At 41.8% G+C, this 16,909-nt stretch carries 17 protein-coding genes; 3 read left to right on the top strand and 14 right to left on the bottom strand.

Annotated elements, in window-relative coordinates:
- Positions 1 to 3: 3 nt before the first annotated feature.
- From efeO to nox, 3 genes are all read right to left on the bottom strand, one after another.
- Positions 4 to 876, bottom strand: a complete 873-nt coding sequence (gene efeO, locus O3627_RS03230; protein ID WP_125341705.1) for an iron uptake system protein EfeO — start codon at positions 874 to 876, stop codon at positions 4 to 6.
- Between the two features lie 118 nt (positions 877 to 994).
- Entirely contained in the window at positions 995 to 2,551 is a 1,557-nt protein-coding gene (locus O3627_RS03235; protein WP_371621283.1) for a chloride channel protein, read from the bottom strand.
- 142 nt (positions 2,552 to 2,693) lie between these two features.
- A complete protein-coding gene (nox, locus tag O3627_RS03240) occupies positions 2,694 to 4,070 on the bottom strand; it encodes a H2O-forming NADH oxidase (protein ID WP_002897609.1) in 1,377 nt (458 codons plus the stop codon).
- Between the two features lie 258 nt (positions 4,071 to 4,328).
- Between nox and O3627_RS03245 the strand changes: the two genes are divergently transcribed.
- The 3 genes from O3627_RS03245 to O3627_RS03255 all read left to right on the top strand — a co-directional run bounded on the left by O3627_RS03245 (position 4,329) and on the right by O3627_RS03255 (position 7,303).
- On the top strand, positions 4,329 to 5,264 hold the full coding sequence (locus tag O3627_RS03245) for an FAD:protein FMN transferase (RefSeq protein WP_343091737.1): 936 nt from the start codon (positions 4,329 to 4,331) through the stop codon (positions 5,262 to 5,264).
- 168 nt (positions 5,265 to 5,432) lie between these two features.
- Complete coding sequence (locus O3627_RS03250) at positions 5,433 to 6,038, top strand: NADPH-dependent FMN reductase (RefSeq protein WP_002900396.1); 606 nt, start codon at positions 5,433 to 5,435, stop codon at positions 6,036 to 6,038.
- Positions 6,039 to 6,055: 17 nt separating this feature from the next.
- Positions 6,056 to 7,303 carry an NAD(P)H-dependent oxidoreductase gene (locus O3627_RS03255; protein ID WP_343091736.1) on the top strand — a complete coding sequence of 416 codons (1,248 nt, stop codon included), beginning with the start codon at positions 6,056 to 6,058 and terminating at the stop codon, positions 7,301 to 7,303.
- 49 nt (positions 7,304 to 7,352) lie between these two features.
- Here O3627_RS03255 and sdbB read toward each other — a convergent pair whose 3' ends face one another.
- The 11 genes from sdbB to O3627_RS03310 all read right to left on the bottom strand — a co-directional run.
- Positions 7,353 to 7,928: a thiol-disulfide oxidoreductase-associated lipoprotein SdbB gene (gene sdbB / locus O3627_RS03260; protein WP_343091735.1), complete on the bottom strand. Its 576-nt coding sequence runs from the start codon at positions 7,926 to 7,928 to the stop codon at positions 7,353 to 7,355.
- Between the two features lie 13 nt (positions 7,929 to 7,941).
- Positions 7,942 to 8,649 (bottom strand): thiol-disulfide oxidoreductase-associated membrane protein CcdA2, encoded by a 708-nt coding sequence (ccdA2, locus tag O3627_RS03265; protein WP_343091734.1) that lies wholly within the window; start codon positions 8,647 to 8,649, stop codon positions 7,942 to 7,944.
- A 223-nt stretch (positions 8,650 to 8,872) separates the two neighbouring features.
- Positions 8,873 to 10,576 carry a sensor histidine kinase gene (locus tag O3627_RS03270; protein ID WP_343091733.1) on the bottom strand — a complete coding sequence of 568 codons (1,704 nt, stop codon included), beginning with the start codon at positions 10,574 to 10,576 and terminating at the stop codon, positions 8,873 to 8,875.
- A complete protein-coding gene (locus O3627_RS03275) occupies positions 10,573 to 11,307 on the bottom strand; it encodes a response regulator (RefSeq protein ID WP_343091732.1) in 735 nt (244 codons plus the stop codon). Before O3627_RS03275 ends, O3627_RS03270 begins: the two co-directional genes overlap by 4 nt.
- Before the next feature lie 59 nt (positions 11,308 to 11,366).
- Positions 11,367 to 12,476, bottom strand: coding sequence for a peptide-methionine (R)-S-oxide reductase MsrB (gene msrB / locus O3627_RS03280; RefSeq protein WP_343091731.1), 1,110 nt, complete (start codon positions 12,474 to 12,476; stop codon positions 11,367 to 11,369).
- A gap of 15 nt (positions 12,477 to 12,491) precedes the next feature.
- The gene (locus O3627_RS03285) at positions 12,492 to 13,055 is read right to left on the bottom strand and encodes a redoxin family protein (protein WP_061591806.1); all 564 of its coding nucleotides are present in this window, start codon (positions 13,053 to 13,055) and stop codon (positions 12,492 to 12,494) included.
- Between the two features lie 70 nt (positions 13,056 to 13,125).
- Positions 13,126 to 13,446, bottom strand: coding sequence for a hypothetical protein (locus O3627_RS03290; RefSeq protein ID WP_002895560.1), 321 nt, complete (start codon positions 13,444 to 13,446; stop codon positions 13,126 to 13,128).
- A 27-nt stretch (positions 13,447 to 13,473) separates the two neighbouring features.
- Positions 13,474 to 14,184, bottom strand: a complete 711-nt coding sequence (gene ccdA2 / locus O3627_RS03295; protein WP_125401639.1) for a thiol-disulfide oxidoreductase-associated membrane protein CcdA2 — start codon at positions 14,182 to 14,184, stop codon at positions 13,474 to 13,476.
- 142 nt (positions 14,185 to 14,326) lie between these two features.
- A complete protein-coding gene (locus O3627_RS03300) occupies positions 14,327 to 15,361 on the bottom strand; it encodes a HAMP domain-containing sensor histidine kinase (RefSeq protein ID WP_011836930.1) in 1,035 nt (344 codons plus the stop codon).
- Positions 15,358 to 16,056, bottom strand: a complete 699-nt coding sequence (locus tag O3627_RS03305; RefSeq protein ID WP_011836929.1) for a response regulator transcription factor — start codon at positions 16,054 to 16,056, stop codon at positions 15,358 to 15,360. Before O3627_RS03305 ends, O3627_RS03300 begins: the two co-directional genes overlap by 4 nt.
- An 83-nt stretch (positions 16,057 to 16,139) precedes the next feature.
- Positions 16,140 to 16,909: SSURE domain-containing protein (locus O3627_RS03310; protein ID WP_371621284.1), on the bottom strand; the 770-nt coding region annotated here is incomplete at its 5' end.

Here is a 16,909-nt window from a genome sequence, read left to right on the forward strand (position 1 = left end):
TGATTACTCCCCGTTTAGAATGACTCCCATTTGTGAAAGAGGCTCACCCAGTTTGGTCACAGCTTCTGCTAGCTCCTTGGTGTCTTCTTTTGTCAATTCTGTATAGAGCTTGTAGTTTTCAGAGTCAGTCATGTGCTTGTCTAAGAGACCGTTGACGTTTTTAAACTCAAGTTCCAAGGTCTTGACGAGTTTCTCGTCCTTATCCTTAATCAATGGCTTAAAGAGCTCAAAAATCTTTTCTGCTCCTTCAATATTCGCACGGAAATCATAGAGATCTGTATGAGAGAATACTTCTTCCTCACCTGTAATCTTGCTGGTCGCCACTTCATTGAGCAAGTCAACAGCGCCTGTCAGCATCATATCTGGAGTCACTTCAACTGTTGCGATTTTAGCTTTTAGCTCCTTGATATCATTGACCAGCTGATCAGCATAGCTTTCAGTTCCTTTGGTCGTATTTTGTTCCCACATGATTTTTTCGATGCGGTGGAAACCAGACCAGCCTTCTTCGGTCTTGTTTTCGTCCACATAGTCGACTAAGCGGAAGTCAATTTTAACATCTGATTCACCAAAGCTCTCAGCAATCGGCTCCGAGCGCTCATAGGCCATACGGATAAGTGGATATTGCTTTTTAGCCTCATCTAGTTTGCCTTCTTTAAGGGTGTCACGAAACTTCTCCGTATCTGTCAGGAGCTGATCGATTTGTCCTTGGACAAAAGATTTGTAATCCGCTGTCGCCTTGTCCAATTCTTTCTGATTGACAGCCGTTTGGCTGCTGGATGCTTGACTGCTTGAGCCAGTCTTGTTTGTAGAATTGTTGGCTGCACAGCCAGTCAGTAAAATTGCCGTTGAAAATAGGACGATGCCAAGTTTTTTCATGGTGACTCCTTTGTTTTCTCTCCTAGATAGAGATTATTTCCTGTAAATTATACCAGTTTTTTTCTCATATTTCAATAAATTGTCTGACAATTTAATCAAAAACTGCCTATTTAGACCATTAAAGCAGCGCTTCTTTAACTTTCCCGATTTCCGTCTTTTTCAGCACCAAGTAAATCGTATCTCCCAGATAGAGGCGAGTGCTGCCATTGACCGTTTGAGTCTTTCCCTTGTGGACATTCATGGTAATCAAGACCCCATCAGGCAAGTTTAGCTCATGCACCTGCCGACCAGCAATCTTTTCAGAAACGGGGATTTCAATCAAAGTAGTATCTCCCTGGTCCTCGATACTGTCTGGCAACATTTTTTCCAGCATAGCTTCATAGACTGGCGCTCCTTTTAGCAAATCCATGATAATGTAAGCAGTTAGAGTGACCAGCCCCGGCGGCATGAGATTACGGATGTCACCGACCATCTCTGTCACTAGAATCATGGCTGTCAGAGGAGCCTTAGAAATGGCTCCAAAATAACCACTCATGCCTAGGATAATGAAAATAGGAAATTGCTCCTGAGAAATCAAACCTAACTGAAGACAGACTGCCCCTATTGCTCCGCCTAGCAGTGAACCCAGAGCTAGAATAGGCAGGAAAATACCACCTGGCAGCCCGCTTCCGTAACTCAGCATGCTCCAAACAAAACGCAGAACAAAAAATAAGAGCAAGGTTCCCACAGTATAATGACTAGCGGTCAAAGATAAAATCAACTGATTGCCCCCGCCCAGCAAGTGAGGCAGGAAATAACCAATCGGAAGAATCAAGGCAAAGGCCAGAATGGGATAATAGGCTTCTGAAATTCGAAACAAGCGCCCCAAAAACTGGTAAACCTGCTGAATATTCAAAATGACTTTCTCATAAATATAACCTGACAAACCTAGCAGCAAGCCCATGACTAGGTAAATCCAATACTGCTCCAGCTTCATGACCGGGATATTATCCGGCATGTCCAGCACTGGCGTTAGGCCAAACATGGAGAGTGAGACAAAGTTAGCAACTAGACTGGCCGCCAGCGTAGAAACCCAGAAAAAGCGTGAAAAATGACGGTAAACCTCTTCTACTACGAAAAGCAGGCCTGCGATTGGTGCATTAAAAGCTGCTGCTAAGCCTGCTGCTGCACCGCTAGCAATGAGCGCTCTCTCCTCAGCAGCACTCAAATTCAGAAATTTAGAAACGCCTTTGCCGCTCATAGCGCCTAGCTGAATACTTGGTCCTTCTCGACCCAACATCAGACCGCTAGAAATGGCTAAAATCCCCAATACAAACTTCTTCCAGAGAACACTCCACCAAGAAAGTGACATCAGGCCTTTCAGCTCTGCTTCAACCTGCGGAATCCCTGACCCCTTAATGTTTTTCTCCGACTTTACCCAGCGAGCGTTGAGAAAGACGATGAAAGCATAAAAGAACACCAAGGCCAGTAACCAAAGCAAAGACTGCTGACTCCTATGGTAGACATCCTGCACTAAATGAAAGATTTTTTCAATCAGAAAGCGAAAAACGCCCACCACCAGTCCAGCAAAAATCCCAACTAAGACACCACGCAAAACCTGGGAAATAATCGAATGAGTTGCGAAATTAAATTCTCTCTTGATGTCGTCCTCACGTGAGCTAGCCTCTTTTGTCATTCCCAATCTCCTCTAAATAGTTACTTTACCACTATTCTAGCACAAAGCAGGCCTGATAAACAGATGAAATATAAATTTCTTCTTTCAATTTTTTTAAGGCTCTATACAAAAAAGTCTGGAAATTTATCCCAGACTCATTTTCTTATTTTGCTTTCAAAGCTGCTTGAGTAATGTAGTTGTATGGTTTGTTGAAGTGTGGCAGGAAGAAGAGATCCAGCAAGGCCAGTTTATCAATTGTAACCTTTTCCTGAATGGCCAATGAGAACATGTGAATACCCATAGACATATCTTCTCTAGAAACCATCTGAGCTCCAAGAACTACACGTGTATCCTTATCATAGACAATCTTAATTGTAACATCATGATGCTCAACCTTTTCAAGGAAGGTTGGTTTTTGAGTATCTTTAAACTCAACTACAGCTGGGCTATAACCAAAGCGTTTTGCTTTTTCTTCTGTCAGACCAGTTGAAACCATCTTCAGACCAAAGATTTCGATACCGTTAGAACCTTGAACACCGTTAGACTCCAATTCATGACCGCAAGCATTATGAGCTGCTACAATACCAGAGCGCAGGGCGTTAGAAGCCAAGGCGATGTAGTTAGTATCATTGATAGAATTATCGTAGACAGTCGCACAGTCACCAATTGCATAAACATCTTTGATGCTAGTTTCTTGCTTCTTATCCACCAAGAAAGCACCATTGCGGAATGTTTCCAACTTGCCAGCACCAAGACCAGTGTTTGGACGGAAACCAACTGCCAAGACAACCATATCTACATCATAGCTAGCCTTATCTGTTACAATACGTTCTACCTTGTTTTCACCTTCAATAGCTTGAACAGTTTGGCCGAAGGCTAATTGAACACCATTGTCTTCAAGGTTTTGACGCATCATTTCAGACAAGTCGTGGTCATAGTAACCTGCCAAGCAAGTATCCACAACGTCAATCAGAATCACTTCTTTACCTAGGCGCTTGAAGGCTTCTGCCAACTCAACCCCAATGTAGCCAGCTCCTACTACTGCCACACGTTCGATATGTTTGCTCTTATCTTGCAATTTCTCGATAACATCAGCAGCATTTTGATACAATTTAACAAACTGCAGATTTTCCAAGGTTGACTTAAATTCACGACTGTTAGGATCCATCTCAGCACCTTTAATCGGAGGCAGAATTGGCTGAGAACCGGTTGCCAAAATCAATTTGTCATAAGACTCTACATGCTCTTTGCCATCAACGATAGCTGTAACTTTTTTCGCATCATAATCAATTGACTCAACTGGTGAATTCATATAAACTTTTGCGCCTTTTGCTTCAAAAGTTTCTTTATCTGCATAAAAAAGTCCATCTGGCTTGCTGATTTGCTGTCCAATCCAAAGGGCCATTCCGCATGCCAAGAATGAAATGTTTGAGTTTTGGTCAAAAATAACTACTTCGTTTTCTGCACCATAATTGTCCAACATTGTATTAATACACGCTGTACCTGCGTGGTTTGCACCAACTACAACGATTTTACTCATAAGAATAGTCCTACCTTAATTTATAATTTACTAGAACAGTATATCATCTCCTGTGAGCGTTTACAAGAAATTTGCTCGAGATTTTCAAAAATTCTTATACAGCCTAAAAAGCTATACTACCGCTGTCTCATCGCTTCGAAAATACAGCTTTGTGCGAAAGTTAATTTTCTGAAAATATAACAATTTTAAGATTGTGAAACCGGTATCTTTTTGATATAATAAGGTTAGAGAGGTTAATTTTAGAAAGGTTGTGATAATGTGGACTTTGCTTCTCGCTCACTTCATTTGATGGGGAGTTCGATTTGCATATCTCTCTGTCATGAGCGAGCGGAAATACTCTTAGATGAGGCGGTCCAACTGCTTCATCTCTATAAAAATCGCTTCAGTGCCAATGATGAAAACTCAGAACTTATGACTATCAATCATCTGGCAGGAATTGAAAGCGTCCAAGTTCATCCAGAGCTTTTTGAGCTGATTGAGCTGGGAAAATATCACAGCCTAGCAAAAGGCAGCCACTTAAATATCACGATTGGCCCTCTCGTCCAGACCTGGCGGATAGGATTTTCAGACGCCCGTCTCCCAAGTAAGGAGGAGATTCAGCATGCTCTGTGCTTGACTGACCCAAACTTACTTGAGGTGAATCCAGAAAATTGTAGTGTTTTTTTGACTAAGAAAGGCATGAAGCTGGATTTAGGTGCCTTGGCTAAAGGTTATATCGCTGATAAGATTAAGGACTATTTGCTGAGTCAGGGAGTGACCTCTGCTCTTATCAATCTTGGTGGCAATGTCCTGACAATTGGGCAAAATGCAGTCAGCCAGCGTGCCTGGCGAATTGGTATCCAAAATCCCAAGCGGCCTCGCGGCAATCACTCAGCTATACTAGCGGTCACCAATCAGTCAGTGGTCACATCAGGAATCTACGAGCGAACCCTTACAGTTGAAGGGCAGAACTACCATCACATTCTGGATCGCAAAACAGGCTATCCTATCGAAAATCAATTAGCTAGTCTGACCATTGTTTCAGACAAGTCCGTAGATGGCGAAATCTGGACAACTCGTTTATTTGGCGAAAGTCCGACATCGATTCTGTCTCAGATTGAAGAGCAAGCAGGGATTGAAGCCTTGATTATCACCCAAGACAGTCAACTCTTCTGTAGCTCAGGCCTTTTAGAGCAGATAATTCCTGCTTCTTAATTCAAAAGTGATAAATTTGCTGCCACACTAAGCGGTACCTCTATCGCTCTAGCTTTTATAACTAATGCCCATTTAAAAACGCCCTCTCTTTCTTCTGGTTTTACTTGCCTAAAGAAAAATAAATGCACTTACGAGGGATTTGTATCTTAATTTCAGAAAGGAAATTTTATGTTAAAACTTATTGCAATTGTTGGAACAAATTCTAAACGTTCTACAAACCGGCAACTTCTTCAATATATGTCTAAGCACTTTGCTGATAAGGCTGAAATCGAGCTGGTTGAGATTAAAGATATCCCAATGTTTAATAAACCTGCTGACAGAAACGTCCCTGAGTTGGTATCAGAAATTGCCGAAAAAATCGATGCAGCGGATGGCGTACTTATTGGTACACCTGAATACGACCATTCTATCCCAGCTGTTCTCATGAACGCCCTAGCTTGGCTTTCTTACGGAATCTATCCACTGCTGAACAAGCCAGTCATGATCACTGGTGCTTCTTATGGTACACTTGGCTCCTCTCGTGCCCAATTACAGCTCCGTCAAATTTTGAATGCTCCAGAAATCAAGGCAACTGTTCTTCCAGATGAGTTTTTGCTTTCGCATTCTCTTCAAGCTTTTGACCAAAGCGGAGACTTGGTAGATCTTGACGTTGTCAAAAAATTGGATGCTATCTTTGATGACTTCCGTATCTTTGTCAAAATCACTGAAAAATTGCGCAACGCACAAGAATTGCTTCGCAAGGATGCTGAAGAATTTAACTGGGAAAAATTGTAAGATAGGAGACCGAAAGAATGAAATTTGTTGGAATTGTAGGATCAAACTACGAACAATCATATAACCGAAAATTATTGGAATTCATCCGTCGTCAGTTCAAAATTAAATTTGAATTGGAAGTTTTAGAAATCGATGAAGTCCCAATGTTTAACCAGGATGAAAAATGGGATGAAAGCTTCCAATTGCGGTATTTGTATAACAAAATCACACGTGCAGACGGTGTCATCATCGCAACTCCTGAGCACAATCATACTATCAGCGCTCCTTTGAAGAGTGTCTTAGAATGGCTCTCTTATGAGGTTCATCCTTTCGAAAACAAGCCTGTCATGATTGTCGGTGCTTCTTACTACGACCAAGGAACTTCTCGTGCTCAAGTTCACCTGCGTAAAATCCTAGATGCTCCTGGCGTCAATGCTTACACCCTCCCAGGCAATGAGTTCTTACTGGGCAAAGCCAAGGAAGCTTTTGACAATGATGGTAATATTACCAACGAAGGAACTGTGAATTTCCTTGAAACATGCTTAGATAACTTTATCAAATATGTAGAGGTCGTTTCAAAATTGAAAAAACCAAAACCAATTGAACCTGAAGACTTAGACTGCGGAAAGCCAATCGCTACGACAATTACAGAAGTTGATCCAGATGATCCAGAATGGGTAGAAAAAGTCGCAGCAATCACTGGCGCTGTTTCAGGTGATACTTATGTCAAACTTGACCATGGTATCTTGACTGTTAATCAAATTGATATGTTCTTAAAAGCTATGCCATTTGAATTGACATACGCTGACGATAACAACCAATTCCTCTACTACAACAACGCCCACCAAGACCCAGACACTATGTTTGCCAAACGTGTGCCACCTCAATCAGGTAGCCGCATGTCAACCGTTCATGGCTCTCTTCCACCAGCTCGGATGAAGAATGTAGAGTGGGTTATCGGGACACTTCGCAACGGAAATCAAGAATACGTACGTACAATCGTCCCAGGTTCACCTGCAGGCGTTATCAATACCCACAACTACCAAGCTATGTACTATCCTGACGGATCATACGCAGGTATCAATGAAATCGTCTTTAATTTCCAACCATGGCTCGACTGGTACTTAAAAGAAACTGGTCAACGTTTGGTTGGAGGCAGCGGACCATTCGCTCCTGCTGCTGGAGGCCATGGAGACGCAGATGCTACTTCTGGTGCTTCTGATGCTGGAGGCGATGGCGGTCACGGAGGCGGAGGAGCTGATGCAACTTCAGGTGCTAGCGCTTAATTACCTTACAAACTAAAAAGAATGGATGATAAGTCCATTCTTTTTTGCTTTATTTCATTTCTTTGAAAGCTGCTTCTGCATCAGCATTACTGATAGCTCCAAACTGGATTTTACCGATTTTCCCTTGACTGTCAATGAGGATTTCAGTCGGGATACTGCGGATCTGATAGGCTTGGAAAATTTCTCCTGAAGTATCAAATAGAACTGGTACATCTTTATAACCTTGTTCTTGATACCATTTTGGAAATTCCTCAACTGACTTCTCTCCTTGGAGACCTGGTGCTACAACTGTCAAGATTTCAAAATCACGATCTGTTTTGCCAGCCAATTCGACCAATTCTGGCATACTCTTCTTACAAGGTCCACACCAAGAAGCCCAGAATTTTAGATAAACTTTCTTGCCTTTATAGTCAGAAAGTTTAACCGTTTTTCCATCCATAGACTGCAGAGTAAAGTCAGGTGCCTCTTGACCGACAGCTGCTTGGGTGACTGTACTTGTCTGAGTGGTTTCACTAGACGAGCTGCTGGTTGTGGGCATAGTCATAGGCTTCTCCTCCTGCTCCGAGCAGGCTGCCAAAAAGGCTACAGCTGACACAGTTGCTAATAACGTAACGATTTTTTTCATTTTCTTTCTCCTTTTATCCAAAAAGTCCAGACAGGGCGTTAAGCTGCCCTAACATCAGCAAAATTCCCATCAGAATAATCAGGGCTCCGCCAATTTTCTTCATCAGGCCCATATAAGGCTTGATTTTATTAAAATACTGCATCACAAAGCTAGATGCCAAAGCCAAGATTAAGAAAGGCAGAGCCATTCCCAAAGTGTAAATCAAGGTCAGAATGGCTCCCTGGAATGCACCATTCCCACCCGAAGCGGCTAAGGCCAAGACTGAGCTGAGGATTGGTCCAATGCAGGGAGTCCAACCAAAGCTAAAGGTAATTCCTAATAAGAATGCCGACCAAAAATGATGCTTCTGGCTGTTCTTTTTGAAAGTCAAGCTCTTTTGAATCTGTAATTGGCGAATGTTAATAAGCTCCATTTGATGCAGACCCAGCAGAATGATGAGGCCACCCATCACATAACGAAAGGTCGGACTGTAAATAATAGTTCCTAAAAATCCAGCTCCAAACCCTAGCAAAAAGAAGACTGTAGAGATACCTGCAATGAAAAAAAGTGTCCTAACCATACCCTGCCAAGCAAGCTCTCGGCCGAATACTTTCAGGGTATTGACCTCCTTGTCATCCAACAAAATGCCAATATAAACCGGCAATAAGGGGAAAATACAAGGGGAAAAGAAGGACAAAATACCAGCTAAAAAAACTGAAACAAAAAATAAAGGCGACTCCATTTACTCTCCTCTAACTCCTTACCTAGAATATTCATTCATTTATCATTATAAATGAATCTTATAGATTTTTCACAAATCCGCTACGGTAATTTTCTGGCAAGCGTAATGAGAGTAGAAAGAGAGAAAAATTCGCTTGATGAACAGCAAAACTAGTGCATTTTTTTCAAACAGTAAAAAGCCGGAGAAAATCCTACCGGCTTGAATATTTTAAAACTTAATAGACCTAATCATCTGTAACTAGCGGTAAATAAAGACTAATCCGAGTGAATTTATCTGGTTCGGACTGGATTTCCATATGGTAGTCGTCTCCGAACTGCAATCTCAAGCGTTGATCGACATTTCTCAGACCAACACCACCTAAGCGAGGGAGAGTCGCATCCATAGAAGCATTGACATCAAAGCCACGGCCGTTATCATAGATAGACAGTATCAGCTCCCCCTCTTCTGCTGCTGACGTCACCCGAATCATGCCTTGTCGATCAATTTCCTTGATACCATGGTAGATAGCATTTTCAACCAAGGGCTGGAGTACCAGCTTGGGCAGTTTATAATCAGCTAGAGATTCATCCTCTTCAATCTCATATTGGAGCTTGTCACCATAGCGCTGCTTCTGGATAAAAAGATACTGACGAACGTGGTCAATCTCATCTTTGAGAGAAATCTGTTCATGCCCTTGATTGAGTGCCAAGCGGAAATACTGAGCGAGTGATTTTGTTACCTCAACAACACGCTTGCTGTCGTTAAATTCAGCCATCCAGACAATCGTATCTAAGGTGTTATAAAGGAAATGGGGGTTGATTTGAGCAGAGAGAGCTCGAAGCTCATAGAGGCGGACATTTTGTTCTTCAGTCTTGACAGCTTCCATCAGTTGTTCAATCTGATCCAACATTTTATTGAACTGCTGAGCCAAGTCAACCAACTCTGGAGACCCCTTAGCTTCCGCTCGCAGGTTTGAGTCGCCTGCCCCAATTTTCAGAATGACTGCTTGTAGATTCTGGAGAGGCTTAATCCACAAACGCAGGACAAACCAAATACCAGTTAAGCACATCAGAAGCGCCAGAACACCCATTCCCACAAATGAATAAAGCATCTGTGACTGAAGCATCTGCAATTGCTCTAATGAAGCAACGCCAATTAAAGTCCAGTCGCTGTCTGCGATATCAATTTGATAGACAAAAGCCTGTTTCTGGTCTGCATAACCGTCCTTGACCGAGATATAGGGCTGCATAGCTTTCATTTCCTGACTGGAGGAATAAACACTTTTCTTGGGATGATAGACAAATTCATGCTGGCTATTGACAATAAAACTAAAACCTTTCTTCCCTAGCTGAAGCTGATCCAGATAGGCTTTGAGACTCTTATAACCAATATCCAGGCGAAGAACACCGAGATTCTGCCCTGCTTCATCCACCACTTCCTGAGTGACAGAAACAACCCACTTCTCCTTCTCAGATGATAGAGACTCCTTGCGAGCAGGAGTCAAGACAGGCATGGCTCTGGTATGGACAGCTTCCTGATACCATTTTTCATTCATCATATCAGAGGATGTCTGCATGCTGATTTGAGTATCTGTCGATACCACGCGCCCGTCCTTGGTAACCAATACTGCCGACACCAAATCCGGATCTGTCTCAATAATGGTTTTCATCAAAGCTTGTACCGACGTTTCGCTGCTTTCTTGATTCTGAGCAAATTTACGAATCGTTTCTTCCTTGCTCAGTGTGGAGGTGGTTTGTTTTAATTTCTGCAAATAGGAAGCAATGAACTGTCCGCTTTGCTCCATGCTATTACGCGTCGTCCGCTCTGTCAGCTGCCGAATAGTTCCCGAGCTAGTCTGATAGTAAAGGCTCCCAACAAATCCCAAGAGTACAAGAATCAGCAGAAAAATATAGACAATCAACTGGATAAGAAGCGGATATCGTTTCATTTCCCCTCTCCTTTTTTAAACTGTCGAGGTGTCAGCCCGACCACCTGCTTGAAGCGCTGAGAAAAATAGTTCATATCTTCAAAACCTACCTGCTCTGCTATTTCATAAATCTTCAAATCTGTAGTCAAGAGTAAGAGTTTTGCTTTTTTCATCCGCTCTTGGATCAGATAATCTTGAAAGGGCAAGCCTAGTTCTTTTTTGATAAGAACACTTAGGTAGGACGGACTAAACCCCAATTGGAAAGCCAAACTTTTCAGACTTAACTCTGAATCAGCTAGACGCGCGTAAATAGCGTCTTCCAACTCAGAGCGCTGTCCCTGATCGACCAAGTTTTGAATCTGAGCTTTTTTACGTTCCTTATCAAGTTTAGTCTGAACCTTGGCCAACATCTCCTCAACATCATCCTTGGAAAATGGCTTGAGAAGATAGTCATCTGCACCTAACTTAATAGCCGTCCGAGCATAGTCAAAATCATCATAGCCCGTCAGAAAAACGATATGGCACTTAGGAGCCTGGTCCCTGACTAGCTTGGCCAGTTCAAGACCGTTCATCTGTGGCATGTTGATATCGGTCAGCAGGATATCAGCAGGATTTTCCTGAAATTTCTGCCAAGCTTCTCTTCCATTTTCAGCCTGGGCAATGACTTGCATGCCAAACTGTTCATAGTCTACCAAGGACGCAATCCCCTGTCTTACCAGATACTCATCCTCTACAATCATAATTGAATACACAAGATTCAACTCCTTATTTATACTGGATTTATTATAGCAAATTTTCGATCGAAATGCTCTTAAACATAATCCAAAAGATAACCGTAGCCCTTCTCCTCCATCTCGGCTTTTGGAATGAACTTAATGGACAGACTATTGATGCAATAGCGCAAGCCTCCTTTGTCCTTAGGACCGTCTGTGAAAACATGGCCCAGATGGGAATTTCCAACACGACTGCGAACTTCTGTCCGTGTCATATTGAAACTCTTGTCTTCTTTGTAAGTCGCAACATCTGGACTGATAGGACGTGTGAAACTGGGCCAACCGCAGCCTGAGTCAAACTTATCCTTTGATGAAAAGAGAGGCTCTCCTGTCACCACATCCACATAGATACCAGCATCGAACTTATCCCAATAGCGGTTAGAAAAAGCCCGCTCTGTGTCATTCTTTTGTGTGACCGCGTATTCTTCCGGCGAAAGCTTAGCCTTAATCTCTTCATCGCTAGGCTTAGGATAGCGACTAGCTTCGATAACAGGATAAGCAGCTTGATTGACATCGATATGGCAATATCCATTAGGATTCTTTTTTAGGTAATCCTGGTGATAATCTTCTGCCTTGATAAAGTTTTTTAGAGCTTCTTTTTCGACAGCTAAAGGCTTATCATATTTCTTAGCAACCTCATCAAAGACCTGATTAATAGTCTCAAGATCAGCTTCGTCCTTATAATAAACACCTGTCCGATATTGAGTACCCTGATCATTTCCCTGCTTGTTTTTAGAAGTTGGATCAATAATACGGAAATAGTGAAGCAGAATTTCTTTTAGCGAAATTTTCTTGGCATTGTAAGTAATGTGAACAGTCTCAGCGTGACCAGTTTGAGAGACTAATTCATACTTGGTCGTGTCTCCCTTACCATTTGCATAGCCTGATACTGCATCAAGTACACCTGGCACGCGAGAAAAGTACTCTTCTACTCCCCAGAAACAGCCGCCAGCCAGATAAATCTCCCGCTTGTCCTCTTCCTTGACATCTTCTGTCTTTTGTTTGGCTACCGCTTCTGTCTTGCTCATTGAAGCTTTCTTAATCTGTTCAGGTGACGATTGCTTACCATTCCCTGCAATCACATAGACCAGTCCAAAGCAGACAAGCAAACCAAGAAGAACCAGAAGAATTTTCCATTTTCCTTCCATGTTTATTGCTCCTTTTTACTTGATTTCTTTCAGTGTTTTCTCAATATCTTCCTTGCTCATATAGCCAATATGTGTCTTGGCAAGAGAGCCGTCGCTGCCTACGAAAAGAGCAGATGGATAAGAGCGAATACCGTATTCTTTCAGCAATTCTCCCTTAGTATCCATGAGAACTGGGAAGTCTTTGTAGTCCAAAGATTTGTACCATTCCTTGAAATCATCGGCAGACTTTTCTCCATTAAAAGTCGGAGACACCACCGTCAGGACAACATAATCTTTTCCTGACTGCTCTTTAGCCAAATCATTAGTATCACCAAGTGTAGATAGACAGATAGAGCACCAAGAAGCCCAAAACTTTAGATAGACTTTCTTACCTTTGAAATCAGACAGCTTGTAGGTCTTGCCATCTACTCCTTGCAGACTAAAGTCTTTTGCCATCTTGGTAGATTGCTCAGAATCAGCTTTTGTTTGCATATTGCTTTTATCACTTTTAGAAACTTCCGAGTTCATCTTCTGATTTGAACAGGCTCCCAAAAAGCCGACACAAAGCAGACTGATAGTCAATATTGATAACTTCTTCATCGTTTTCTTTCCTTTCAAAATAAGGAGAAAGCCGACAAAACTGACGACTTTCTTTCCTATGGAGGAATTCTTATTTGTCAGATGACATTTCGGATGAATCTTTCATGTCATCCTTCATGCTTGAATCACTTGATTTCATATCATCTTTCATATCAGACTTATCGTCTGACATCATAGAAGAATCCTTCATATCATCTTTTTTCATTTTATCATCAGACATGCTGGAGTCTTTCATATCCTCTTTCTTCATGTCGTCTTTTTTCATGTCATCTTTCTTCATCATGCTGCTGTCATCCGTCTTCTTCATATCAGAATCTGACTTTTGATTAGAGCAGGCAGCTAGGACAAAGATACTAAGTGCAGCGATTGTAAGTGTAGTGATTTTTTTCATGATGTGTCTCCTTTAATTATATAATTTTTATCCAAATAATGATGCTAAAGCGTTTAGATTTCCAAGCATTAGCAAAATTCCCATGAGAATGATGAGTGCACCGCCGATTTTCTTAAGCGTTCCCATATAAGGTTTGAGTTTTGCAAAGCGCTGTACTACCCAACCGGAAGCTAAAGCCATTGCTAGAAATGGAAGCGCTAATCCAAGTGTATAAACCAACATAAGCAAGCCTCCCTGAAGAGCGCCGTTGCCTCCAGAAGCTGCAATTGCTAAAACAGAGCTCAGAACAGGTCCCACACAGGGCGTCCAACCAAAGCTAAAGGTGATACCCAAGAGAAAAGCGTTTAGAAAATCACTTCTTTTACTATTCTTTTTAAGTTGGATGCTCTTTTGCTTTTGCAGCTGCTGGATATTGATGATCCCCATCTGATGGATTCCCAGTAGAATGACAATCCCGCCCAAAACGTAGCGAAACCAAGGGGCATAGAGGACTTGCCCTAGCGCGCCAGCTCCGTAGCCTAAAACTAAGAATACAGTTGATAAGCCAGCTATAAAGCAGAGCGTCTTAGCTAGACCATACCAGGAAATGTCTTTTCCCATAAACCGAACCGTTTTTGGCTGATCCGAATCCAGCAAAATTCCCACATAAACCGGCATCAGCGGTAAGATACAGGGCGAGAAAAAAGATAGAATACCCGCCAGAAAAACAGAAATAAAGAACAAAAAACTTGTTGCCATTTCAAAAACCTCACTATCAATTTCTGACTCTAGTATAAAATAAAAATCCCCCTAAAAATAGAGAGAAAGATTTGAAAAAACTTGAATTTGGTTTTATCTTTGCTAAATCAAGAGTTAAAAATGTTTATCACTTATTGTGGATTTATGGTAAGTTGAGAGTAAATGTAAAAGTGCTTCCTAGGCCACACTGGCTTTCGACCATTATTTCTCCACCCAGCTGATGAGCCAACTCACGAGCAATAGCAAGGCCCAGACCATGCCCACCTGTCTTCATATTACGAGAAGTTTCCACACGGTAAAGGCGTTTAAAAATCTTATCCAAATCCTCAGAAGCAATACCCCGTCCTTCATCCTTCACACTGATTGTCAAGATTTGATCAGTTAATTGAGCCACTATCTCGATTTTAGTTCCAGGGTCGGAGTACTTAAAGGCATTATTTATCAAGTTGACCAAGATACGGGAAAGTTTATCGTAATGACTCTTAATTTTTGCTGACTCGGGAGACACTTGAATGTAGATGTCCCGCTCCTCCCGCTCAATCAATAGTTGAAATTCACTCATGACCTCAATCAATAGCTGGTCTAGAAAGACTATTTCAGCTTCTCCATCTGATTCTATTCGAGGCTGGGCATTAAGAGTCAAAACATCCAATTCTTCCACCAATTTATTCAAACGCTCTGTCTGACGGCTAATTGTGGTCAAGTAATGAATCTGCTCCTCTTCTTCGATCACTCCATCTAAAATCCCCTCCACAGTCGCCTGAATAGAGGTAATGGGAGTTTTTATATCGTGAGAAAGCTGGGCAATCATCATTCCTTTTTCTCGTTCACTTTCATCAAGCGACTCAAACGTTTCTTGCAAATTATACGACATATCGTTAAAAGCCTGACCCAACTCTTGAAATTCAATAGGGCCCTTGGCGTCAATCTCTGTACTAAAATCCTTGTCAGCAATATTCTGAGCCTGTTTTTTCAGATGCCGAAGGGAAGAAAATACTGGCGATAAAAGAAAGAGACTGACTGCCGCTCCTATAAAACTAGCAATCAATGTCATTCCAACTAGGAAATATATCTCGCTTTTTACAATCAACATTCGCTGGACTGCCCAGAAAACGAGTAAAATCGTTAGTAGGCTAGAAATTAGGTACCCTACTAGAATGTAACTTTTTAATTTCATTTTCCACCTCGTGATCTTTCCATTTTATACCCAAGACCCCAGACAGTTTTGATGGCAGGAGTGTTTGAACTGGCATACTTGGTCAATTCCTGTCTCAGAGCATGGATATGAACATTAAGTGTATTGGTATCATCTACGAAGTCTTCCTGCCACACCTTCTCGTAAAGCTCCGTCTTTGAAAAAACTCTCTCAGGATTACTAGCTAAAATCCAAAGTAGTTCAAAGGACTTCACTGTTAATTCCAAAAAACACTCCCCGATACGAGCCTCATGAACCACATGATTCATCATCAAGTCACCGAGCTCAATTTGTTCGATCTCACCTCCACGATGAAGTCGGCGCAAAATATTATTGACTCTTAGAACTAGCTCGCGTGGACTAAAAGGTTTGGCTATAAAATCATCTGCTCCTAAGCTCAACCCGTAAATTTTGTCTTGCTCGCTGGTCTTAGCCGTTGTAAAAAGAAAAGGTTGATCAGGTACTATATACTGAACCTCACTGATAAAGTCATAACCGTCCATATTTGGCATCATAATATCCGTGATGATCAGGTCAACAGATTTCTTTCTGAAAAGATCTAATCCCTCCACGCCATCTCGAGCCACTAAAACTTGGTAGCCAGCCTGCACAAGATAGCGCTTTTTGATATCCAGAATATCCATCTCATCATCAACAAGTAAAATTGTCTTTCCCATTGCCAATCTCCTCATAAAAACAGTGTTATACTGGCTTTAGTATAACACTATTTTTAGTAATTTTTAAATAATTTGAACCTTACTTAATCTTTTTGTTTTTCTTTCAAACCTAGAAAGCCAAGAATTCCTGCCAAGGCTAGCCCGAAGAAACCAATTGTTGCTGTAGAAGTCTGGGCTTCACCAGTTTTTGGTAACGAAGGCTTATCATTTTTTTTCACCATATCTGCCATCGGATTAGAAGTGGGATGTTTCTCCTTCAGATCAGCTGTATGGTGATCCACTTCTTTCATACCCTTAGCTGTACTCATAGAATCTGTTGTAGAAGGTTTCACATTCATTTGTTCTTGTTGATATGGTTGTGCAGACATTTCTTTTCCATACAGCCGAATTATTACTTGGCGAGTTGCGATAAGATTAGTCAAATCTGGTTTACCATCTTTAGCACCATAGACTTTGACAGTCGCTTGGTAATCATGAGTGCCATTAATGCGAAGTTGGTCAAGAAGGGCTTGTCCGTCTTTACCTGTAGTATTGCCGTTCAAATCCACTTCGTAGAAGTATTGACCTTTCGCCAAGCCTTCAAGTGGCAAGAGGGCTGGATTGTTCGCTTTGCCATTGTCTGACCAAGGAGCTTTGTCAGAAGATTTGAGTAAGAGACGCGTCAACATGCCGTCTCCACCGAAAGCTTCATACGGAATAACTTGATTAACACCTGCCAAGAATGGACCAGGAACGTTCGCTTTTTCTAAATAGCTAGCTGGAACATCAATATAGTCTTTAATATTTTTGGTGACTGAGTCTTTGACTGATTCTTTTGAAACAAGGCCATTTAAACTAACAGTTACATTTTTTG

It is taken from the genome of Streptococcus sp. 27098_8_82 (assembly GCF_041431615.1).
Taxonomy (GTDB): domain Bacteria; phylum Bacillota; class Bacilli; order Lactobacillales; family Streptococcaceae; genus Streptococcus; species Streptococcus sanguinis_K.